Origin of the sequence: Oscillibacter sp. CAG:155 (genome assembly GCA_000436875.1) — a bacterium.
Classification (GTDB): Bacteria; Bacillota; Clostridia; order Oscillospirales; family Oscillospiraceae; genus Oscillibacter.
The window spans coordinates 1-21,251 of record FR890855.1 but is presented as its reverse complement, the minus strand read 5'-3'; the positions used below and the strand labels follow the sequence as shown (position 1 = coordinate 21,251).

The window sequence follows — 21,251 nt, the reverse complement described above, 5'->3', positions numbered from 1 at the left end:
GACAGTCTTCATGCACTGTCTCTTTGTTCACATTATAGCCAAAATTGAAGATTGTGTAAAGGCAAGCGCAAAAAAGCGTAGGTTCTCATAAAGGTCTCGACAAAATAAAGCCTCTGATTTAACAAATCTGCCAAATCAGAGGCTTTTCTGCCGTCATTTTCGGACACAATAGCCGCAAAAACGGATGGCGGCTTTGGCCAGTTCCACAGTGGGGTCCACGGTGGGGGCTGTGAGACCCATCTGCTCCGCCGCCAATGGGAGCTCCGTACAGCCCAAAATAAAGTATCCGGCACCCCGGCGGCGCAGCGCATCCACCACGGCTTCCAGATCTGCCCCATAGGTTTCCGGTCCCCGTCCTGCCTTGACGCCGTCATAGATGACCCGCATCAGGGCGTCCTGCTCGTCATCTTCCGGAATCAAAAAGGAGACGCCGGCATCCGTCAGAGCCTGCTGGTAGAGACCGGCCTTCAGGGTGCCCCGGGTGGCCAGCACGGCGGCAGTATCATTGGGGAACTGCGCCCGGCATGCCGCGGCAGTGGCCTGGAGCATGCTGAGGAAGGGCACCTTCGTCAGCGACTGCAGCTGGGGCAGGAAGTAGTGAGCGGTGTTGCAGGGCATGATCAAACAGTCGGCTCCGCAGACCTCCAGTTTCCGCAGAGAGTCAGTCATGGCCGGCAGCGGGGAGGGACCGTCCTCCAGAATGGCCGCTGTCCGGTCCGGGATAGAGGCGTTGTCATCAATGTAAATACGGATGTGGTCATTGTCCCGGGCAGCATCGGTGAGGGTAACGATCTTTCGGAAAAGATCCGCAGTGGCCAGCGGCCCCATGCCGCCCAGAATACCGATGGATTTTTTTTGCGTGTTCACAGAAAAACCTCCTTAATTCCAGAATTCTGGAAACAGCAGCTCACTGCCGACTTTTACGGCCAGCAGCAGCAGTACGACGATGACTGTGGGGCGGACGATGCGGCTGCCGTTTTTGATGGCCAGGCCCGCACCCAGGTAGTGGCCGGCAATGGCTGCGGCGGCCGAGATGAGCCCCACACCGATATAGACATAGCCGCCGGCCAACGCGGTAAAGAGACTGCCCAGATTGGAAGCCAAGTTGATGACCTTTACACCGCCGGCGGCGTGCCGGGTGTCCATCTTTCCAAGACGGATGAAGACCAGCATCAAAAATGTCCCCGTGCCGGGACCGTAATAGCCGTCATATCCACCGATGATAAACGACGCAATCCAGACAATTGCAGCCCGGACATGGAAATCCATCTCGCCGGGCTGGTCCGGCCAGCTGCGGTTGCGCAGGGTAACGAAAGCCACCACCGGCAGCACCGCCAGCAGCAGATATTTCAGGACTACGTCCGGCGTATGATGCTGGAGCCAGGTGCCTGCCACCGATCCCATCAGTGCCAGAGCCACAGCGGGGGTAAAGAGTTTCCAGTCTACCAGACCGTTTTTAATGAAGCGGGCAGTGGAGAACACGGTGCCGATGCCGGAGGAGAGCTTGTTGGTTCCCAGGGCGTAATAGGCCGGCAGACGAGAAAAGGCGATAAGGTAGGTGGGGACGGTGATGATGCCGCCTCCGCCGGCGATGGCATCCATAAAGGAGCCAAGGAACACGCCGACGCAGATCAGCAGCACGATCCAAAGTGCAAAGCCGTCCACCGTCACATCGGTGAGCAGGGAAAGAATGGGATTCATGGGTGCAGCCTCCTGATGCGTCTATTTTACAAAATCTTCTTTATTCTAGCAGGCGGACCCCACAAAATCAAGGCGGGATGTCGGCAGATACCCTGCGGAGCCGGAATTTTCCGGATTTAACAAGAAAAAATATGATTTTACATGGACTTAACAATCGCGTGGTGACGGATTTTACTTGCGGCTGTCTATACTATGACCGTGGCACAAAGCACCAGACATATAACAAAAAGGAGATTATTTCGATGAAAAAAGTATTTGCAACTTTGCTGAGCCTGACGATGGTCATGTCCCTGCTGGCCGGCTGCGGCAGCAATGATGCTGCCACCGATGACGGCGCTTCCACCGATGATCAGAATACCCAGACCGAGCTGAGCGGCTCTGTTTCTACCAATGGTTCCACTTCTATGGAGAGCGTGATCGGCGCTCTGAGCGAGCAGTTCATGACGGATAACCCGGGCGTGACTGTCACCTATGATGCCACCGGTTCCGGTACCGGCATCGAGTCTGTGAAGAACGGCACCTGCGATATCGGCCTGAGCTCCCGCGCTCTGAAGGACGAGGAGACCTCTGCCGGCCTGGTGGGCACCACCGTGGCTCTGGATGGTATCGCCATCATTGTCAACGCCGACAGCAAGGTCGCTGACCTGACTGTTGACCAGATTGCCCAGATCTTCACCGGTGCCATCACCGACTGGAGCGAGGTTGGCGGCGACGCCGGCACCATTTCCTGCATCGGCCGTGAGGCTGGTTCCGGCACCCGGGACGGCTTCGAGTCCATCACCGGCACCGAGGACACCTGCGTACTGGCCCAGGAGCTGACCTCCACCGGCGCTGTGATCGAGGCCGTGAAGGGCAACCCCAACGCCATCGGCTATGCTTCCCTGTCTGCTGTGGAAGGCCAGGATGGCATCAAGGCTCTGACTGTGGGCGGCGTTGCCTGCACTGAGGACACCGTTCTGGACGGCAGCTATGAGATTCAGCGTCCCTTCGTCCTGGTGACCAAGGACGGCACCGAGCTGAGCGCTCAGGCCCAGGCCTTCTTCGACTTTGCTACTTCCACCGCTGCCAACGACCTCATCAAGAACGCCGGCGCGGTGCCCGTGGCCCAGTAAGAAAACCGGTCACCAACACATCACGAATTGTGCCCCCTCCGGGATGCCTCCGCCCACGTCAGGGTGGAGGCTATTCCCGTGAAAAAGGAGTTTGACATGGAAATGGAACGCAAATTGTCCGGCGGAGTATTTGCCGCCAGTGTCCGGCGTGAGCGCGGACAGGAATCCCCCAAACAGACGGTGCGGCGCAAGCCCAACTCCGCCCCTGCCGGCAGGAAAAATGCCCGCGCCGGTATGGAGGCGGTGGTGCACCTGATCTTCTTGCTCTGCGGCATCGTGGCCGTGGCTTTCGTGCTGTTTATCAGTGTGTATCTGATTGTCTCCGGCCTGCCGGCCATCCGGACCATCGGGCTGAAGGAGTTCCTGCTGGGTGAGGTCTGGGCGCCCACCGCCACCACGGTGGAACCCTCTTACGGCATTTTGCCCTTCATTCTCACCTCCATATACGGCACCGCCGGAGCGGTGCTTATCGGCGTACCCATCGGTTTGATGACCGCCATCTTCCTGGCCAAGGTGGCCCCGCCCAAGGTGGCCAAAGTCATTCGGACGGCGGTGGAACTGTTGGCGGGCATCCCCTCTGTGGTCTATGGCCTGGTGGGCATGATCGTGCTGGTCCCTGCCATTCAAAAGACGTTCGGCCTCAGCTCCGGCGCCTGCCTGCTGGCAGCCATCATCGTGCTGGCCATCATGATCCTGCCCTCCATTATCAATGTTTCGGAGACTGCCCTGCGGGCAGTGCCCCCGGAGTATGAAGAGGCATCCCTGGCCCTGGGCGCCACCGCCATTGAGACGGATTTCAGGGTGATCCTGCCCGCCGCCCGCAGCGGCGTGGCCACCGCAGTGGTGCTGGGCGTGGGCCGCGCCATCGGCGAGGCCATGGCCATCATCATGGTGGCCGGCAACGTGGCCAACATGCCGGGCCTTTTCACCTCCGTCCGTTTCCTCACCACGGCCATTGCTTCGGAGATGTCCTACGCCGCGTATGGCAGCCTTCAGCGGCAGGCGCTGTACTCCATCGGCCTGGTACTGTTTTTGTTCATCATGCTCATTAACGTGCTGCTGAACGTGTTCATTAAAAAGAAGAAGGAGGACTGAGCGCCATGGAACATACCCTTTCTCCCAGACGCCGGCTCTATGACCACGGCCTGCGGCTCTTGCTGTGGGTTTGCGCGGGAATTACCTGTGCGCTGCTGATCTTCCTGATCGGCTATATCTTTTACCGCGGCCTGGGCAATATCTCCTGGAAGCTGCTGACCTCCCAGACCAGCTATATCAAGGACACCATCGGCATCCTGCCCAATATCCTCAACACCCTCTATATCATCGTGGTGGCCATGGTCATTGTACTGCCCCTGGGTGTGGGCGCCGCCATCTACCTGACGGAGTACGCCACCAACCGCAAGGTGGTGGAGATCATTGAGTTTGCTACCGAGACCCTGACGGGCATCCCCTCCATCATTTTCGGCCTGGTGGGCATGCTGTTCTTTGTGCAGAAGCTGGGCCTGGCCCCGGGCATCCTGGCCGGCGGCCTGACGTTGGTCATCATGATCCTGCCCACCATCGTCCGCACTACCCAGGAGAGCCTCAAGACCGTGCCCCAGTCCTACCGGGAGGGTGCGCTGGGCTTGGGAGCGGGCAAGTGGCACATGGTCCGCACCGTGGTGCTGCCCAACGCCGTGGACGGTATCGTCACCGGCTGCATCCTGGCAGTGGGCCGGATCGTGGGCGAGAGCGCGGCACTGCTGTTCACCGCTGGATTCGGCCTGGTGCTCAACGACTTTTTCACCGCCCTGCACTCCTCCTCCGCCACGCTGACCGTGGCACTGTACGTCTACGCCAGCGAGCGAGGCGAAACCGGCGTGGCCTTCGCCATCGCCGCCATTTTGATGGTTCTGACATTCCTCATCAACCTGGCTGCCACTGTGGTGGGCCGGAAACTGAAAAAATAACGGAGGCCTCTTATGGCAACGATCATTGAAGCAAAGGACCTGAATCTGTGGTATGGACAAAACCACGCACTCCACGATATCAATGTGGCAATTCCGGAGCATGAGATCACCGCGTTCATCGGCCCTTCCGGCTGCGGCAAGTCCACGTTTTTGCGAACGCTCAACCGGATGAACGACCTGATCCCCGGTGTTCGCATTACCGGCGAGGTCAACTATCAGGGCCAGGATATCTACGAAAGCAGTGTGGACCCCACCTGGCTGCGCAAGCAGATCGGCATGGTGTTCCAGAAGGCCAATCCCTTCCCCATGAGCATCTACGACAATGTGGCTTACGGCCCCCGCACCCACGGGATCCGCTCCAAAGTGCAGCTGGACGAGATTGTGGAAAACTCCCTGAAGGCCGCTGCGATCTGGGATGAGGTGAAAGACCGGCTGAAGAAGAGCGCCCTGGGCCTCTCCGGCGGCCAGCAGCAGCGGCTGTGCATCGCCCGGGCACTGGCGGTGGAGCCGGAGGTGCTGCTGATGGACGAGTCCACCAGCGCCCTGGACCCCATTTCCACTTCCAAGATCGAAGACCTTGCAGCGGAACTGAAAAATAAGTATACTGTCATCATGGTGACTCACAACATGCAGCAGGCCGCCCGTATTTCCGATAACACGGCCTTTTTCCTTCTGGGTGAGCTGGTGGAATTCGGCAAGACGGAGCAGCTGTTCTCCACACCCCGGGATAAGCGCACGGAAGACTACATTACCGGCCGGTTCGGCTGATGGGAGAGATACAACATGCGAAACAAATTTGAAGAGCAGCTGGAGCGGCTCCATGTGGAGCTGATCCAGATGGGTGCCCTGTGTGAAGACGGCATCTCTGCGGCGGCGGAGGCGCTGCTGCAGAATAACCCGGATCTGGCCCAGACCGCCATTGACGCGGAGAGAGAGATCGACCAGAAGGAACGGGAAGTGGAGAACCTGTGCATCAAACTGCTGCTTCAGCAGCAGCCGGTGGCCAAGGACCTGCGGGAGATTTCCGCGGCGCTGAAGATGATCTCTGACCTGGAACGCATCGGTGACCAGGCGTCTGATATTGCAGAGCTGGTGCCCTATGTGCATCTGGATGAAGGCACCGGCCTTCATATCGGGGACATGGCCCGGGCGGTGATCCGAATGGTCACCGACAGTGTGGATTCCTTCGTCAAGCGGGACCTGGATCTTGCCCGTGCGGTCTATGCCGCCGACGACAAGGTGGACGCCCTGTTCGATCAGGTCAAGCGGGAGCTGATCGGCTTGATTGCCCAGGATGCCAGCCGGGGCGAGCAGTGCATGGACCTTTTGATGGTGGCCAAGTACCTGGAGCGGATCGGCGACCACGCCACCAACGTGGCGGAGTGGGTGGAGTATTCCATTACCAACGTCCATCCCGATAAAAACTAAAAAAAGAAAAAAGGGGGACACACCGTGCTGACCTTTGAACAAGTCCAGAACAATCCGGCGATCCGCACGTATATCCAGCGGGCGGATGAATCCCTGATCGCACTGGGATTTACGGAGCATAGCTTTGCCCACGTGGGGATGGTGGCCCGCAACGCCGCGTATATTTTGGAGACTCTGGGTTATCCCCAGCGCACGGTAGAAGTGGCGAAGATCGCCGCGTTCCTCCATGACATCGGAAACCTGGTTAACCGGGTGGATCACTCCCAGTCCGGCGCTGTCATGGCGTTTCGGATTCTGGACAATCTGGACTGTGACCCCGAGGAGATCGCAACCATCGTCACTGCCATCGGCAACCACGACGAGGGCACCGGATTGCCGGTGAACGCGGTGGCGGCGGCCCTGATCCTGGCGGACAAATCCGACGTCCGCCGCAGCCGGGTGCGCAACCAGGACCCGTCCACCTTTGACATCCATGACCGGGTGAATTATTCCGTCAAACGCTCACAGCTTAAGATCAATGAAGAACACACCCTCATCAAGCTCAAGCTGTTTGTGGATACCAAATACGGTTCCGTGATGGATTATTTTGAAATTTTTATGCAGCGGATGATTCTCTGCCGTAAAGCGGCGGAGAAACTGGGGCTGCAGTTCAAGCTGATGATCAACGAGCAGCAGCTGATCTGAGGCGGGATGACCCCGGGTGCAGCCCCGGCGGCCATTGGCAGTCAAAAGCAGAGGGAGAGTCTTTGCGGCGCTCCCTGCTGCTTTCACAGGCTAAGGGTCAAAAGACAGGAGGCAACGGTATGATCTACTTACTCGAAGATGACGACAGCATCCGGGATTTTGTCATCTATACCCTCAACAGTCAGGGCATGGAGGCCAGAGGATTCGGCCTGCCCTCGGAATTTTGGCATGCGGTGGCGGAGCAGGTCCCCTCTCTGGTGCTGCTGGACGTGATGCTGCCGGAAGAGGACGGGCTGAGTGTGCTCAAGAAGCTGCGAAGTGCCGCCCGCACTGCCAAGCTCCCTATCATCATGCTCACTGCCAAGGGAACGGAGTACGATAAGGTCCTGGGACTGGACGGCGGCGCGGACGACTATGTCACCAAGCCCTTCGGCATGATGGAGCTGCTCTCCCGTATCCGGGCACTGCTGCGGCGGACAGAGAGTGAGACCGGTCAGTACCGCTGCGGGATTCTCACCGTGGACCCGGGCCGCCACACTGTGGAGGTTTCCGGCCGGGAGGTGACGCTGACCCAGAAGGAGTTCGAGGTGCTGTGCCTGCTGCTGAAAAACCGGGGGCAGGTGCTCTCCCGGGAACAGCTCATCGAAAATGTGTGGGGCTATGCGTTCACCGGAGAGAGCCGGACGGTGGATGTTCATGTCCGCACGCTGCGTCAGAAGCTGGGTGAGGCGGGTGCCTACGTGGAGACGGTCCGGGGATACGGCTATAAAATCAGCCAGGAAGGCTGAGGGAAGGAGTCCCATCCATGACAAAACGCATTTTCCGCTCGATTTTGGCGGTTTCGCTGGCGGTTCTGCTGGCCAGTTTACTGCTGATTGTGGGCGTGCTTCACGGGTATTTTCAAGACAGCGTCCTGGCGGATCTGACGATTCGCACTTCTTACATCGCCCATGGCATTGAAAACGAGGGAATCAACTATCTGAACGAGGATCTTCCCGGCGGCTGCCGCATCACGCTGGTGGACACGGACGGCACGGTGCTTTATGATAACCGAGAGGACCCTGCCCAGATGGAAAATCACGCCGACCGGGAGGAGATCCATGAGGCGGCGGTGCTGGGGCAGGGCCATGCGGTCCGCCGCTCCGACACGCTGTCGGAAAAGACCATCTATTACGCCCTGCGCCTCTCTGACGGTACGATTCTGCGGGTGTCCGACACGGAGTACTCCGTCTGGCGCCTGGTGATCCAGGCTATGCAGCCGGTGGCCCTGGTGTTGGTGCTGGCCTTTGTGCTGGCGTTGGTGCTGGCGTCCCGGGTATCCCGGCAGTTGGTGCAGCCCATCAACGCTCTGGACCTGAACCAGCCGGGCGATCAGGCGCCTTATGAGGAACTGGCGCCGCTGCTGGGCAAGATCCGCAGCCAGAACCGACAGATCCACAAGCAGATGCTGGATCTGCAGCAGCGTCAGGAGGAGTTCACCACCATCACCGAGAATATGAGTGAGGGCTTTTTGGTCATCGACCAGGAGACCCGGGTGCTCTCTTACAACTCTGCGGCACTGCGGCTGCTGCGGGGCAGCGTGGATGGGCCGGCGCCCGACACGGCGTTCGCACTCAATCGGGAGGCGGGGTTCCGCCGCTGCGTGGAGGATGCCCTGGCGGGCCGCCGCCGGGAGGAGCTGCTGGAAAAGGACAGCAGCTGCCGTCAGGTGATCGCAAGCCCTGTGGAGCAGGACGGCGCCATCGCCGGTGCGGTCCTGGTGATTCTGGACGTGACAGAGAAGGAACAGAGGGAGAGTTTGCGGCGGGAGTTTACCGCCAACGTTTCCCACGAACTGAAGACGCCGCTGACGTCCATCCTGGGCACGGCAGAGATCCTGCAAAACGGTCTGGTTAAGCCGGAGGATGTGAGTCACTTCGCGGGCAATATCCACCGGGAGGCCGGTCGACTGATCGGCCTTGTCAACAACATCATCAAGCTCTCCCGGTTGGATGAGGGAGGCCCCACAACCACTTGGGAAACGGTGGATCTCTACCAGACCGCCAAGAGCGCACTGGATCGGCTGGCTGCCGCCGCGGAGCAGCGGCAGGTGACACTGGAGCTGCAGGGAGGTCCTGCACAAGTACACGGCGTCCCGCAGATCGTCGATGAGATCCTCTATAATCTCTGTGATAACGCTGTGGTTTACAACCGGCCCGGCGGGAAGGTCTGCGTCACGGTGGCGGATACCGATGAGGGCGCCCGGGTGACGGTGGAGGACACCGGCATCGGCATCCCCCAGGAGGTCCAGAGTCGTGTGTTTGAGCGGTTCTACCGGGCGGACAAGAGCCATTCCGCCGGCGGAACAGGGCTGGGGCTGTCCATCGTCAAGCACGGCGCCGCGTATCTGGGCGCCAAGGTGACACTGGAAAGTGAAGAGGGAAAGGGCTCCACCTTTACCTTGCTTTTCCCCAAGAACTCCATCTGAACAGATGAAAGCGCCGCATTTGCGGCGCTTTTTTCTGCTCTGCGGCATAGTGGCTTTGTCTTCGGCACATACTAGCGGCGTCTATGGAGGTGGAGCATGGAACAACTATCTGCCAATTTTACCGAAAATGTGCGGTGGTTCAATGAAGTACTGGGTGTAGGCCGCAGCTGTGACCTGGTGAACCGGGACTTGGTGATCGGCGGGCGCCGGGCCAGGATCTGGGTGATCGACGGCTTCGGCGGCGACGCTATTTTAGAGCGGATCGGCGCCTTCTGGCTGAGCATCTCCCCCGAGGCTGTGGCGGGGATCGACCGGATGCAGGCATTCGTGGACCGGTTCGTCACCTTTTTGGAGGCTGATGTGGGGACGGACCCGGAGGAGATTAGCACCAATGTTCTGCTGGGAAAGACGCTGCTGCTGGTAGAGGGAATCCAGGGCGCGGCGCTGATCGACGCCAAGGAATACCCGGGCCGGGGCGTCCAGGAACCGCCGGACGGAAAGGTTCTGCGGGGTGCCCATGATGGTTTCATTGAGGCCATGGTGCCCAATATGGCACTGCTGCGCCGCCGTATCCGGGACCCTCATCTGACCATGGAGGGCCATAAGGTGGGAAGCCGGTCCCATACGGATGTGGTGCTGTGCTATCTGGATGACAAGGCGGACCCGGAAATCCTGGAGCAGATTCGCCGCAAACTCTCCGCCATCGAGGCCAGATCGCTGACCATGGGGCAGGAGAGCGTGGCGGAGGCCATCGAGCCCAAACAGTGGTACAATCCCTTTCCCAAGGTCCGCTACACCGAGCGGCCGGACACCGCTGCCGCCTGCATCATGGAGGGCAGCATTATTTTGATGGTGGATACGTCCCCCTCGGTGATGATCCTGCCCACGGCCTTCTTTGATTTTACCCAGGAGGCCAATGAATTCTATTTTCCGCCGCTGATCGGCACGTATCTGCGGCTGCTGCGGATCATTGTCTTTTTCATCTCCCTGTTTATCACCCCGGCCTGGTATCTGATGGTCAGCGAGCCGGGGCGGCTGCCGGGGTGGCTGGATTTTCTCTCGTCGCCGGAACCGGTGTCCCTGAGCCTTTTGTCCCAGCTGCTGGTGGTGGAATTCCTCATCGACGTGCTGAAGCTGGCGTCTCTCAATACGCCGGACTCCCTTTCCAATTCCTTCTCCATGCTGGGGGCGCTGATCCTGGGCGATTTTGCGGTTCAGGCCGGTTGGTTGGGACCGGAAGTGCTGGTATATATGGCCTTTGTCTCAGTGGCCGGATTTGCCCAGCCCAGTTATGAATTGGGATATTCTTTCAAACTCCTGCGGGTGGTATTGCTGCTGATCACTGCAGCCTTTGACGTATGGGGGTTTTGTCTGGGCGTGCTGGGGATTACAGTGCTGCTGGCCACCACAAAGCCCGTCGCCGGGCGGGGATATCTCTATCCGCTGATTCCTTTTAATGCAAAAGCTCTGCGGCGGTTGTTTTTCCGGGAACCCATCAGCCGGGACAACACGTAAAAATGAAATTGGAATTATCTGGTACACCTTGAAATTTTTTCCGAATTAAGTATAATGAGTACAAACTTGTTATAAAACATGATTCCTATAGCCTGTCCGGCCCCGTACCGTGTCAACTTACGGCCGCCGGGGCCGGATAAGGCCATAGGGGATTTGACAGAACCTGTGTGTGGTTTGATGGGGGAAGGTGTATGGAGCGGCAGGAAAACCGATATACCGTTACAGTAATGCGGGATTTATTGAAAAATCTGCAGTCTATTTTTGAGATGGTGCGTCTGGTAGACCCCACAGAGGTGGCGGTCCTGCGGCTGGAGGAAAACGGAACCATCAGCAAGGAACCCTTCCCCTGCTACCAGACATGGAGCCGGGATCTGCGGTGCCGAAACTGCACTGGGATGCAGGGTCTGTTGGGCGAGCAGCCCAGCGTGAAATTCGAGTGCCGCCGGGACCACTTGTTTTACATTGTTTCCCGGCCGCTGGTTTTGGAACTTCCAGAGGGAGAGCTCCAGGTCGTGCTGGAAATCGCCAACCGGGCGGATACTGCCCTCATTCAGCAGGAAAAGGACCGCTCCTTGAGTCAGCAGCTGGACGAGATTCAGGAGGAGGTCTACCGGGACCCGCTGACGCATGCATTCAACCGCCGGTATCTGAGCGAATTCGGATTCTTGTATCATAACATGGATCAGCTGTGCCGCCGTCTGGGATTTATCGTGCTGGACCTGCGGCAGTTCAAACTGGTCAACGATACCAAGGGACATCTGGCCGGAGACCGGGTGCTGGTGGAAGTAGCCCGAACCTTGCAGTCCAGGGTCCGGGCACAGGACTCTGTGATCCGGATGGGCGGCGATGAATTTTTGGTGGTGCTGACCAACTGCGGCGAAGAAGTGGTCAGCCGGAAGATTCAGGAGCTGGATGAGGCGCTGCTGCCGGTAGCCGCAGCGGATTTTGGATATTCCTATACAGAGTTCTTTCAGGATGAAAAATGCTTTTTGCAGGAGATGCTGGAAACGGCGGACCGGCGGATGTACGCGGCGAAGCGTCAGGCCAAACGTCTTCAGCCTACATAAGAAGCCCCCCCGCACCTTTGGGTGCGGGGGGCTTTTGCCGGTCACTCCTCGATGCTGATAGCGCCCACCGGACAGCCATCCCGGGCGGTCTTTGCATCTTCCAGCATTTCTGCGGGAATCTCGCCGCCATGGGCCATGCCGTCATCTCCCATGTGGAATACAGCGGGGCAGGTATCGGCGCACAGGCCGCAGCTGATGCAGGATTCATTGACTGTTGCGTTCATTTGATTGCACTCCTTTGCATTAGTCCAGAATATTTCCATCCCGGCCCAGTGTTACCACCTGCCAGGGAATGAACTTGCCGCTCTGACGCAGGGCGGTCTCCACCGCCCGCTGGATGCCGCCGCAGCAGGGAACCTCCATGCGGACCACGGTGACTTCCCGGATATCGTTGCGCCGGATGATCTCCGTCAGCTTTTCCGTGTAATCCCCTTCGTCCAGCTTGGGGCAGCCGATGAGCGTGATGTGTCCCCGCATGAAACGCTGGTGGAAGTCCGCTCGGGAATAAGCCGTGCAGTCCGCCGCAATCAGAAGCTTTGCGCCGTTGAAGTAAGGGGCCTCCACCGGCAGCAGCTTGATCTGTACCGGCCACTGCATGAGCTGAGAGACTGCTGCCCCCGGTTCCGGAGCAGCCGCGGGGGCCGCAGGATGCCGCAGGGTCTGGCTCTGGCTGCCGGGGCATCCGCTCCGGGTCACAGGGGCGCTGCCCTTGAGGGCTTCCGCCTTCTTGGCCAGCACTGCCGCCTCGTCATATGCGGCGGCCTCCCGCTCCACAAAGGTGATGGCTCCGGTGGGGCAGGTGGGCAGGCAGTCGCCCAGGCCGTCACAATAGTCGTCCCGCAGCAGGGTCGCCTTTCCGTTCACCATGCCGATGGCACCCTCATGGCAGGCCGAGGCACAGGCGCCGCAGCCGTTGCACTTGTCCTGATCGATTTCAATGATCCGTCTTACCATAGTATGTCTCCTTTTCGGCATTTCAGCCGTCACTTGCTTTCTGAGTGAGATTATCGTATAATCAGTTCAAAAAATCAGTTGTTTTTCCAACAAAAAAGGAGGCTCTCCATGGAAATTTTCTCCGCAATGGAATATACCCCCCTGTTTCGGGGGCTTGACCGGGAACAGATTCAGGAGCTGCTCCGGCACAGCGGCGCCCAGCGGCGGGCTTATACCCGGGGCGAGCTGGTGCTGCGGGCTGGGGAGCAGACCGGGCGGCTGGGCCTCCTGCTCTCCGGCAGTGTGCATGTCATCCGGGAGGATTTCTGGGGCGGGCGGACCATCGTGGGGGTCGTGGAGCCCGGAGATGTGTTTGCGGAATCCTTTGCCCTGGCGGGGGAGCCTCTGGAGGTGAGCGTACTCTCTCCGGGAGAGGCGGAGGTGTTGTTTTTGGATGCGGAGGCGGCCTGCGGGTGCTCCGACCGCTTTACAACCAACCTGTTGGCACTGATGGCAGGCAAGAATCTGGCACTGACCCGGAAGATGGGTCATATGGCCCGCAAGACCACCCGGGAGAAGCTCTTGAGCTATCTCTCTGCCCAGGCACTGCGGGCAGGCGGGGCATCGTTTGACATCCCGCTGGACCGTCAGCAGCTGGCGGATTTTCTGGCGGTGGACCGCAGCGCCATGTCCGCAGCCCTTGGAAAGCTACGGGATGAGGGAATTCTGGAATTCCGAAAGAATCACTTTCGTCTGCTCCGCCGTCACCCGGAGGGGACAGGAGAGGAGGCGACATCATGCTGATCCGGGTACCGGAGTATTTTGATCGGTTTCGCTGCCTGGCCGGTGCCTGTCCCCATACCTGCTGCGAGGCGTGGGAGGTGGTCATCGACCGGGAGACTGCAGTCCGGTATCAGGCGGTTCCCGGTCCGCTGGGGAAAAAGCTCCGGGATGCCATGACCGTAGATGCAGACGGCGACATCTGCTTTCCGCTCTCCGGAGGCCGGTGCCCTTTTCTGGATGGGGAAAATCTGTGCGAGATCCACCGGACTTTGGGAGAGGAGGCTACCTCCGTCACCTGCCGGGAGCATCCCCGCTTCACGGAGGACTATGGCTCTTTCCGGGAGATCAGCTTGTCTGCCTCCTGTCCGGCGGCCAATGCGCTGCTGCTGGGGAGCCACCAACCGCTGACCTTCCAGACGTGGGAGACGGCAGAGGCTGGCGAGGCGACAGATCCCTGGACGGCAGAGCTGCTGCCGGTGCGAAAGCGTATGCTGGACTTGCTGGCAGACCGGAGCAAGCGGCTCCGGCAGCGTTTGGCGGAGGTGCTGCAGCTGGCCCTTGCGGCCCAGACGCTGCTGGATGCTGAGGAGGACGGACAGCTGCCGGCGCTGGCGGCATCGTGGCAGCCGGAACAGTGGGAAACGCCTCCGTGTGGGGAGATCTTTCCTGATGCCCTGCGTTTTTTGGGAGAGCTGGACATTTTGGACCCTGCCTGGCGAACGCTGCTGCGTCGTGCTGAGACAACTGCGCCGGCTCCGATTCCGGAGGAGCTGCTGGAACGGGTGGCGGCGTACTTGATTTTCCGCTATCCACTAAAGGCTGTCAACGATGGAGACCTGTTGGGGCGGACGGCCTTTTGCGTATTCGCGGTGCTGACCGTGGAATGGCTGGCCGCCGTGTGCGGTCTGGCAGAGGCACTGCGGCAGTTCAGCCGGGAGATCGAACACAGTCAGGAAAATCTGGAAGCCCTTCAGGATGCATTCTGGAGCCAGCCGTGGTTTCAGCTGCCGCGGCTGCTTGGTGCGCTGGAGGTATGACGTCCGTTGTGTAAAGTGCATTTTGGTGCGGCCTCAATTTGTCTAAAATGTAAAAATGCACAAAACCTGTTGACAATTTCAAAAAAGTATTGTACATTATAGTCACAGGAAAGGAGTGAGTCCCATGGGCTAGGGTAGCTCAAGAGATTCTCAAGATCTCCGATCTCAGCGCCGTTCGGAATCGAGGAATTCCTCAAAGTAAGTATAACTCCGGCAAGTTCCCAAAGACGAAACATTTCTCACTAGGATGAGCCACACGGGAGTACTTTGGCAGAGACCAGAGCAGACGTCTGCGTGTACCTGATGTTTTACGGATTGGCAAGTAACCAGAGTTTTCGATTCCCCAGATGTTTCCCCAGCATCCGAACGGTAATCCAATGAAAGCAAGAGGTAAGAGGTATTGGAAAATCCGATCCAGAAGTGAACCCCCCATTCGTCGTTGGAGCGAATGGGGGGTTGTGTTATATGTGGAGAAAGGAGTTCACAAGAATAGCTGTGGGACTGGCGGTTTTGCAAGAAAGGTGATAGCCTCCCTCCTGGGAATGAGAAATGCAGGCAGATGTTTGTCCGGTATCCTTCAAAGAAGGCTGCCGGCTTTTTATTTTCAGGCAGAAAATCAACGGCGGGAATGCCGCAAAAAGAGCCGCCCGGACTTTTGTCCGGGCGGCGTATTTTTTTGAAATTACTGATGATCCACAGAGGACATGTAGCGGATCAGCTCCACCATCTTGTTGGAGTAGCCGCACTCGTTGTCGTACCAGGAGACAACCTTCACGAAGGTGTCGGTCAGAGCAATGCCGGCCTTCTTGTCGAAGATGGAGGTACGGGGATCGCCCAGGAAGTCGGAGGAGACAACGTCCTCATCGGTGTAACCCAGAACACCCTTCAGCTCACCCTCGGAAGCGGCCTTCATGGCCTCGCAGATCTGCTCATAGGTAGCGGGCTTTTCCAGCTTGGCAGTCAGGTCCACCACGGAGACATCCAGAGTGGGGACGCGCATGGACATGCCGGTCAGCTTGCCGTTGAGCTCGGGGATAACCTTGCCCACAGCCTTGGCAGCACCGGTGGAGGAGGGGATGATGTTGCCGGTAGCAGCACGGCCGCCGCGCCAATCCTTCAGGGAAGCGCCGTCCAGCAGCTTCTGAGTGGGGGTGACGGAGTGCACGGTGGTCATCAGTCCTTCCACAATGCCGAAGTTGTCGTTCAGGACCTTGGCAATGGGAGCCAGGCAGTTGGTGGTGCAGGAGGCGTTGGACACGAAAGTCATGTCGGAGGTGTACTTGGTGTTGTTCACGCCCATGACGAACATGGGGGTGTCGTCCTTGGAGGGAGCGCCCATGACAACATGCTTGGCGCCGGCATCAATGTGGCCCTGGCACAGATCCTTCGTCAGGTGCTTGCCGGTGCACTCGCAGATGTACTCGGCACCAACGCTGGCCCAGGGAATGTCCTTGACCTCCATGGCAGTGAAAACGGGGTACTTCTTGCCGTTGACAACCAAGGCACCATCTTCGGAGGAGACCTCACCCGGGAACTTGCCGTGAACGCTGTCATACTTGAGCATGTAAGCCATGTACTCAGGGTTCATGAACGGATCGTTCAGGCCCACGACTTCCACATCGTCATGAGTCAGGGCAGCGCGGAACACCAGACGGCCGATCCGGCCGAAGCCATTGATACCGATTTTGGTTTTCATAGTGAATAGAACTCCTTTCAATCTGCGGCCGCACCGGGACAAGTGGCCGTCAAAACGTTTGCGCAAACGCTTTGGTAATCGTTTATATTTGTATACTAGCACAGCTCTGCACACCTTGCAACTGTCAATTCAGATAACAATTATAACGTTTAATTGTGAATTATCTCTAAGAAATGGGGACATTTTACGCGAAAACGTGGAAAAGAGGCCAAAACCCTCTTGACGGAGCGGAAGGGGTGGCATATACTGTGAAAAAATGAATGGATTACGTAATGGGAATATGCATTACGCAAGAGGGAAAGAACATGAAAGTGACAATCAGCGATGTGGCCAAGCTGGCGGGCGTGTCTACCGCCACTGTGTCCCACACCATCAATGCGACCCGCTATGTTTCCAGCGAGACCAAGGACAAGGTCTATCGGGCCATCCAGGAGCTGGGGTATACACCGGATGCCTCTGCCCGGAGCTTCCGCACCGGCAAGAAAAAGACCATCGGATTTATTGCACCGGATATTTCCAACAAGTTTTTCGGCACGATGATCGAGTCTGTGGAAAACTATCTTTCCGGCCATGGGTATCACCTGATTATTGCCAATACCAAGGAGGATATGGACCGGGAGGAGACGAACCTCCGGCTGCTGTCTGCCGGACTGGTGGACGGCCTGCTGATTGCCAGCACCATGGATGATTTCCAGCGGCTGGACCAGCTGATTCCTGCCGGATTTCCAGTGGTGCTGGTGGACCGAACCTTTGAGGAAAAGAAGTATTCCTCGGTGTGTGTCTCCAACTTCCAGCCCATTTATCGCAGTGTCTGCCGGCTGGCCGGAAAAGGGGACAAGCGCATCGGCATCATCGGCGGACTGCCCCGCCTCTCTACCACCAAGGAGCGGATCTCCGCATACCAGCAGGCGATGGCGGACTGCGGACTGCCGGTGGAGGATGCGCTGGTCCGCTACGGTGACTCCATGGAAAATAGTGCCCGAGCCTGTCTGGAGGACCTGCTGGGCGAGCACTGCGATGCCATCATCGTCTGCCAGGGCCTGATGGCCTCCGAGACCATCATCTATCTTCACAAGATGGGGGTTCAACTGGGCAAGGATATTGATCTTGTGAGCTTTGTGGATTACGACTCCAACTTCTATGATCTCTACTCCAACCAGATGGACTGCATCATCCAGCCGGTGGAGGAGTTGGGGACTGCCGCGGGAGAGCAGATCCTCCACCGGGTAGAAAAGCCCGACGCACCCATTTTTGAAAATGTCCTCACGTCCGCTTACCGGCCCTACGAACGCAAATAAATCTGCCCGCTTCAAGCCCCGCCTGGATTCAGGCGGGGCTTTTTTCCACGAATCTTGCAGAACACCTGCTTGACAAAACTGGTCTATTATTATAGACTCAAGACAGGAGGTCTATTAAAATAGACCAAGGAGGTGCGCAGATGGAGACCTATCATCTCAGTGACAGTGAATACCGCTTCATGCAGGTGGTGTGGGATACAGAGCCGGTGGGGTCCGGGGAACTGGTGGCCCTTTGCCGGGAGAAGCTGGGGTGGAAAAAGTCCACTACCTACACCGTGCTGAAAAAGCTGGGGGAGCGGGGCGTGGTGCAAAACGAGGAAAGCGTGGTGACCGCACTGGCGTCCCGGGAGACGGTGACGGAGGCGGCCGCGGAGGCATTTGTGGATAAAACATTCAACGGCTCACTGCCCGGTTTCCTCACGGCCTTTATGAGCGGGCGGAAACTGACAGAGCGGGAGGCGGAGGACCTAAAACGCCTCATTGACCAGTATCAGGAGGGGTGAATATGGAACTGCTGACAGCTGTTTTTTCCCGGCTTTTGTCCATGGCCCTCATGGCCCTGCCGGTGATGGCTGTGGTGTTTCTGGCCCGGCTGGCTATGGCGCGGCTCCGGGTTCCCCGGAAATACAGCTGTGCGCTGTGGTTTGCGGTGGGGGTCCGGCTGGTGTGCCCAGTGAGTTTGCGGGGCCTTTTGAGCATTTTCAACCTGCCGGGGCTCTATGATCTGGCGGAGGCTACCGGCAGCGTGGACGGCGTGGTGTCGGCCCTGCCGCCGGTGGCTGCGGCCATGGCTCCGGCTTCGTCCACGGCGACGGCCTTACCGCCGCCCTCCACCATGGAAGGGACGGTTGCGGTGACCGCTGCCGCCTCTCCCTCTGCCGGCGAGATCGCTTTGATGGCGGCCTCAGCGGTATGGCTGCTGGGGGTCCTGGCAATGCTCCTCTGGGGCGCGATGGGTATGGTGCGGCTCAAACGCAGGGTGTCCCAGGCGGCGTGGACCGGCGGTGAAGTGTGGGAGTGCGCGGAGATCCCCACGCCCTTTGTTCTGGGCTTCTTCCGCCCCCGCATCTATATCCGTCCGGGCCTTACGGGGATGGAGCGCACCTGCGTCCTGGTCCATGAGCGCCACCACATCCGCCGCGGGGACCCCTGGTGGAAACTGCTGGCGTGGTGCATCCTGGCGGTATATTGGTGGAATCCCGCCGTGTGGCTTTGCTGGATGTTCTTCTGCCGGGATCTGGAGATGAGCTGTGACGAGGCGGTGCTGGCCACACTGGGGGACCAGGCCAAACGGGAATACAGCCTTTCCCTGGTGGAAAACGCGGCGGAGCGTCCCATTCCCATGGCTCTGGCCTTCGGGGAGCATGACGCCACCCGCCGGGTCAAGAACGTGCTCAAGTGGAAGAAGGAGACCCCACGGGTGGCCTTCCTGGCGGCGGCCGCGGTGCTGGTGGTGGTGTCGGTGTGTCTCAACGGCGCCTCGGAACGCACCGACAGCTGGGTGCGGCTGGAGGAGGGGGACGGTTCCGATACTCGGACCTTTACCTATTGGATCGGGAAAGAATACCAGTCCTATTTACTCTACGCCGAGGTCTATGACCACGAGACGCTCCTCAGCCGAACCGTTCTGGACTGCTGGCCTCTGGGGGAGGACTGGCCAGACGGACAGCAGCCCGACCCTGGCCCGGACGGCACGGTGACGGAGGCCCGCTCTCGCCGGGGCACCGCCACGCTGCGGGCGGAGCTGATGTGGAGAGGGGACGGCACCGGCACGGACATGCAGTGGTGGGGTACCATCTCCACCGCCAGCGGCGGGACCATGGGCACCAACCTGGGCCAGGGCCTGGTGCCGGAGCAGCCCTATCACTTGATGATGTGGGGCACGCTGTGCACAGAGATCGGAGAACGGGTGGAGCTGGGGGAGGACACGGCCGTGGCGGTGGCGTGTCTCTCCACTTCGCCCGATGGCTCCATCTATGCCTTTGATGTCCCCCAGGGAACGGACTGGCCTGAGGCGGCGCTGCGCAACGACGTGACCATGGTGCTGCGGCTGCGGCTGAGCACCCAGGACACAGCATCTCTGCGGGCATCTTTTGAGGCGGAGCAGAACGGCTTCGCCCAGACGCTCTTTGCTCTGCATACCTCCGCCCTGGACGCCGAAACGGCAGCAGCGATGCTGGATGCCCTGGATACGGCGTCCCTGGGGGCGTATACGGAAACATATCAGCCGCAGCAGCACGCCCTGGACGTGGCGTTCTCTCAGCAGCCTGCCGATGCGGATGGGCTGGACCGGGCCATGATGGACCGGGGAACGCTGCTGCTGGCATTGGCGGAGGATCTGGAGGAGGTCCACTGGTCTTATCCGGTGATGGCGGACGGCGAGGAGACAACCACCACCGTCTACTGGGACCGCTCCCAGCCGGACGGCTGGGCCCGGAATCTGGGATATGAAGACCTCCGGGAACTGGGCCGGACTCCGGAGGGTATTCAGGCGCTGCTGGATTTTTTGGGCATCTCCGGCGGAGAAACCACTGGCGGGGAAACGGCGGATGCCATTTTCCGGCTGGCTGGGGAGCAATCCCCGGAGGCATTGGCTGAGACACTGGTGTGTAGCGGCCCTTGGGGAGATGCTGCCCTGGAGGGGACCTTTGCCGTGTCTGAGAAGGAAGGGCAGCTGCTGCTGGAGTTTACGCAGCCCAATGCCTGGACGCTGGCAGCGGTTGGAAACCGCATGGCCGCCAGTGCCACCGTCCTGCTGGCGTTGTATCCGGAATTGATCCAGGTGCGGGCCCAATCGGCGGACGGAAAATCTTATATCTGGGTCACACAGGAGACCGCCGTCCGCCTGCTCCCTGAGGGAGCGACGCTTTCGGACTATGGAACCTCCCCGGAGGCGCTGGCGGAGCTGTTCACCCTCCTGAATGGGATTGTGGAGCGGGACGGCCTTCTCACAGGAATGAACCCGGACGGTGCCGTGCCGTATCCGGCCTCCGGCGGATTTGTGGCTCAGTACAGGACATCTTTGCCGCTGGGGGCGGAGACGGCGGCACTGGAGGCCGTGACCTATTGTGAGGGCCGGGAAATGGGACGGCAGGTGGTCTGGCGGGGAAGCTCCCTGGAGCTGCCAAGCGATGGCTTTTGGCTGCGGGAATACCCTCAGCGCTCCTCGGGCGGATGGGGACCGGTGGAATTTACGCTGCTGCCCTGGACAGATGACCCGGATGGGGCGGGGGAGCCCTTAGCGTCGTGGACCATGGAGCTCCCTTCCAGGTTCCATTATGACAGCCGGGAGCAGCGGAGCGTGGAGAATGCGGTGGAGCTGGAAAGAAATACGTCCGCAGTGCTGTTTGCCGCCGCGTTTTCGGATACGGAGGCCTTGTCCTCCTCCGCGGGGGCGCAGCTGCCCGCGGCGGAGGAACTCAATGACCCGGCAGTGCTGGGCAGAACGCTGGAGGAGTGGAATGCCGTAATCCTGGTGGAGCTGCGCCTGGAACCCTGACAGCGTAGGCGCGAGGAGCTGTAAGGGTGGACCTTCGGCAGAGGATATCTCTTTCCATCCCAATCGCAAAAGTGCCGCTCCC

Annotated in this window: 20 protein-coding genes; 15 read left to right on the top strand and 5 right to left on the bottom strand. The window is 59.4% G+C overall.

What is annotated here, in order from left to right; all coding sequences use genetic code 11:
- Window positions 1-153: 153 nt before the first annotated feature.
- On the bottom strand, window positions 154-867 hold the full coding sequence (locus QZL67_RS02380) for an aspartate/glutamate racemase family protein (protein ID WP_022289178.1): 714 nt from the start codon (window positions 865-867) through the stop codon (window positions 154-156).
- A gap of 12 nt (window positions 868-879) precedes the next feature.
- Window positions 880-1,701, bottom strand: coding sequence for a sulfite exporter TauE/SafE family protein (locus QZL67_RS02375; protein ID WP_022289177.1), 822 nt, complete (start codon window positions 1,699-1,701; stop codon window positions 880-882).
- 242 nt (window positions 1,702-1,943) lie between these two features.
- Here QZL67_RS02375 and QZL67_RS02370 point away from each other — a divergent pair, with 242 nt between their 5' ends.
- From QZL67_RS02370 to QZL67_RS02325, 10 genes are all read left to right on the top strand, one after another.
- The gene (locus QZL67_RS02370; protein WP_022289176.1) at window positions 1,944-2,813 is read left to right on the top strand and encodes a phosphate ABC transporter substrate-binding protein; all 870 of its coding nucleotides are present in this window, start codon (window positions 1,944-1,946) and stop codon (window positions 2,811-2,813) included.
- A 234-nt stretch (window positions 2,814-3,047) separates the two neighbouring features.
- Window positions 3,048-3,908: a phosphate ABC transporter permease subunit PstC gene (pstC, locus tag QZL67_RS02365; RefSeq protein ID WP_292919708.1), complete on the top strand. Its 861-nt coding sequence runs from the start codon at window positions 3,048-3,050 to the stop codon at window positions 3,906-3,908.
- A gap of 5 nt (window positions 3,909-3,913) precedes the next feature.
- On the top strand, window positions 3,914-4,762 hold the full coding sequence (pstA, locus tag QZL67_RS02360) for a phosphate ABC transporter permease PstA (protein ID WP_022289174.1): 849 nt from the start codon (window positions 3,914-3,916) through the stop codon (window positions 4,760-4,762).
- Between the two features lie 12 nt (window positions 4,763-4,774).
- On the top strand, window positions 4,775-5,530 hold the full coding sequence (gene pstB, locus QZL67_RS02355) for a phosphate ABC transporter ATP-binding protein PstB (protein ID WP_022289173.1): 756 nt from the start codon (window positions 4,775-4,777) through the stop codon (window positions 5,528-5,530).
- Between the two features lie 15 nt (window positions 5,531-5,545).
- Window positions 5,546-6,190 carry a phosphate signaling complex protein PhoU gene (phoU, locus tag QZL67_RS02350; protein WP_022289172.1) on the top strand — a complete coding sequence of 215 codons (645 nt, stop codon included), beginning with the start codon at window positions 5,546-5,548 and terminating at the stop codon, window positions 6,188-6,190.
- Between the two features lie 24 nt (window positions 6,191-6,214).
- A complete protein-coding gene (locus QZL67_RS02345) occupies window positions 6,215-6,874 on the top strand; it encodes an HD domain-containing protein (protein WP_022289171.1) in 660 nt (219 codons plus the stop codon).
- A gap of 119 nt (window positions 6,875-6,993) precedes the next feature.
- On the top strand, window positions 6,994-7,662 hold the full coding sequence (locus QZL67_RS02340) for a response regulator transcription factor (protein WP_022289170.1): 669 nt from the start codon (window positions 6,994-6,996) through the stop codon (window positions 7,660-7,662).
- Window positions 7,663-7,679: 17 nt separating this feature from the next.
- Window positions 7,680-9,341, top strand: coding sequence for an ATP-binding protein (locus QZL67_RS02335; protein WP_022289169.1), 1,662 nt, complete (start codon window positions 7,680-7,682; stop codon window positions 9,339-9,341).
- Window positions 9,342-9,437: 96 nt separating this feature from the next.
- Complete coding sequence (locus tag QZL67_RS02330) at window positions 9,438-10,856, top strand: spore germination protein (protein ID WP_022289168.1); 1,419 nt, start codon at window positions 9,438-9,440, stop codon at window positions 10,854-10,856.
- A 191-nt stretch (window positions 10,857-11,047) separates the two neighbouring features.
- Window positions 11,048-11,923, top strand: coding sequence for a GGDEF domain-containing protein (locus tag QZL67_RS02325; protein WP_022289167.1), 876 nt, complete (start codon window positions 11,048-11,050; stop codon window positions 11,921-11,923).
- Between the two features lie 41 nt (window positions 11,924-11,964).
- Here QZL67_RS02325 and QZL67_RS02320 read toward each other — a convergent pair whose 3' ends face one another.
- Together QZL67_RS02320 and QZL67_RS02315 are read right to left on the bottom strand one after the other, a co-directional pair.
- Window positions 11,965-12,147 carry a ferredoxin gene (locus tag QZL67_RS02320; protein ID WP_022289166.1) on the bottom strand — a complete coding sequence of 61 codons (183 nt, stop codon included), beginning with the start codon at window positions 12,145-12,147 and terminating at the stop codon, window positions 11,965-11,967.
- Between the two features lie 19 nt (window positions 12,148-12,166).
- Window positions 12,167-12,877, bottom strand: a complete 711-nt coding sequence (locus tag QZL67_RS02315; RefSeq protein ID WP_022289165.1) for an ATP-binding protein — start codon at window positions 12,875-12,877, stop codon at window positions 12,167-12,169.
- A 108-nt stretch (window positions 12,878-12,985) separates the two neighbouring features.
- Between QZL67_RS02315 and QZL67_RS02310 the strand changes: the two genes are divergently transcribed.
- Together QZL67_RS02310 and fliB are read left to right on the top strand one after the other, a co-directional pair.
- A complete protein-coding gene (locus tag QZL67_RS02310; protein WP_022289164.1) occupies window positions 12,986-13,660 on the top strand; it encodes a Crp/Fnr family transcriptional regulator in 675 nt (224 codons plus the stop codon).
- On the top strand, window positions 13,654-14,676 hold the full coding sequence (fliB, locus tag QZL67_RS02305; RefSeq protein WP_022289163.1) for a flagellin lysine-N-methylase: 1,023 nt from the start codon (window positions 13,654-13,656) through the stop codon (window positions 14,674-14,676). Before QZL67_RS02310 ends, fliB begins: the two co-directional genes overlap by 7 nt.
- 682 nt (window positions 14,677-15,358) lie before the next feature.
- Here fliB and gap read toward each other — a convergent pair.
- Window positions 15,359-16,372 carry a type I glyceraldehyde-3-phosphate dehydrogenase gene (gene gap / locus QZL67_RS02300; protein ID WP_022289162.1) on the bottom strand — a complete coding sequence of 338 codons (1,014 nt, stop codon included), beginning with the start codon at window positions 16,370-16,372 and terminating at the stop codon, window positions 15,359-15,361.
- Window positions 16,373-16,677: 305 nt separating this feature from the next.
- Here gap and QZL67_RS02295 point away from each other — a divergent pair, with 305 nt between their 5' ends.
- The 3 genes from QZL67_RS02295 to QZL67_RS02285 all read left to right on the top strand — a co-directional run bounded on the left by QZL67_RS02295 (window position 16,678) and on the right by QZL67_RS02285 (window position 21,169).
- Window positions 16,678-17,670, top strand: coding sequence for a LacI family DNA-binding transcriptional regulator (locus QZL67_RS02295; protein ID WP_022289161.1), 993 nt, complete (start codon window positions 16,678-16,680; stop codon window positions 17,668-17,670).
- A gap of 140 nt (window positions 17,671-17,810) precedes the next feature.
- Window positions 17,811-18,173, top strand: coding sequence for a BlaI/MecI/CopY family transcriptional regulator (locus tag QZL67_RS02290; RefSeq protein WP_022289160.1), 363 nt, complete (start codon window positions 17,811-17,813; stop codon window positions 18,171-18,173).
- A gap of 2 nt (window positions 18,174-18,175) precedes the next feature.
- Window positions 18,176-21,169: a M56 family metallopeptidase gene (locus QZL67_RS02285; RefSeq protein WP_022289159.1), complete on the top strand. Its 2,994-nt coding sequence runs from the start codon at window positions 18,176-18,178 to the stop codon at window positions 21,167-21,169.
- The last annotated feature ends 82 nt before the right edge of the window (window positions 21,170-21,251 follow it).

Bases quoted from the DNA above. Each gene is read 5' to 3' on its own strand.
- fliB (WP_022289163.1), top strand. From the start codon at position 13,654: ATGCTGATCCGGGTACCGGAGTATTTTGATCGGTTTCGCTGCCTGGCC.
- QZL67_RS02315 (WP_022289165.1), bottom strand. From the start codon at position 12,877: ATGGTAAGACGGATCATTGAAATCGATCAGGACAAGTGCAACGGCTGC.
- QZL67_RS02375 (WP_022289177.1), bottom strand. From the start codon at position 1,701: ATGAATCCCATTCTTTCCCTGCTCACCGATGTGACGGTGGACGGCTTT.
- pstB (WP_022289173.1), top strand. From the start codon at position 4,775: ATGGCAACGATCATTGAAGCAAAGGACCTGAATCTGTGGTATGGACAA.
- QZL67_RS02310 (WP_022289164.1), top strand. From the start codon at position 12,986: ATGGAAATTTTCTCCGCAATGGAATATACCCCCCTGTTTCGGGGGCTT.
- pstC (WP_292919708.1), top strand. From the start codon at position 3,048: ATGGAGGCGGTGGTGCACCTGATCTTCTTGCTCTGCGGCATCGTGGCC.
- QZL67_RS02370 (WP_022289176.1), top strand. From the start codon at position 1,944: ATGAAAAAAGTATTTGCAACTTTGCTGAGCCTGACGATGGTCATGTCC.
- QZL67_RS02285 (WP_022289159.1), top strand. From the start codon at position 18,176: ATGGAACTGCTGACAGCTGTTTTTTCCCGGCTTTTGTCCATGGCCCTC.
- QZL67_RS02340 (WP_022289170.1), top strand. From the start codon at position 6,994: ATGATCTACTTACTCGAAGATGACGACAGCATCCGGGATTTTGTCATC.
- QZL67_RS02320 (WP_022289166.1), bottom strand. From the start codon at position 12,147: ATGAACGCAACAGTCAATGAATCCTGCATCAGCTGCGGCCTGTGCGCC.
- QZL67_RS02335 (WP_022289169.1), top strand. From the start codon at position 7,680: ATGACAAAACGCATTTTCCGCTCGATTTTGGCGGTTTCGCTGGCGGTT.
- QZL67_RS02330 (WP_022289168.1), top strand. From the start codon at position 9,438: ATGGAACAACTATCTGCCAATTTTACCGAAAATGTGCGGTGGTTCAAT.
- phoU (WP_022289172.1), top strand. From the start codon at position 5,546: ATGCGAAACAAATTTGAAGAGCAGCTGGAGCGGCTCCATGTGGAGCTG.
- pstA (WP_022289174.1), top strand. From the start codon at position 3,914: ATGGAACATACCCTTTCTCCCAGACGCCGGCTCTATGACCACGGCCTG.
- QZL67_RS02290 (WP_022289160.1), top strand. From the start codon at position 17,811: ATGGAGACCTATCATCTCAGTGACAGTGAATACCGCTTCATGCAGGTG.
- QZL67_RS02295 (WP_022289161.1), top strand. From the start codon at position 16,678: ATGAAAGTGACAATCAGCGATGTGGCCAAGCTGGCGGGCGTGTCTACC.
- QZL67_RS02325 (WP_022289167.1), top strand. From the start codon at position 11,048: ATGGAGCGGCAGGAAAACCGATATACCGTTACAGTAATGCGGGATTTA.
- gap (WP_022289162.1), bottom strand. From the start codon at position 16,372: ATGAAAACCAAAATCGGTATCAATGGCTTCGGCCGGATCGGCCGTCTG.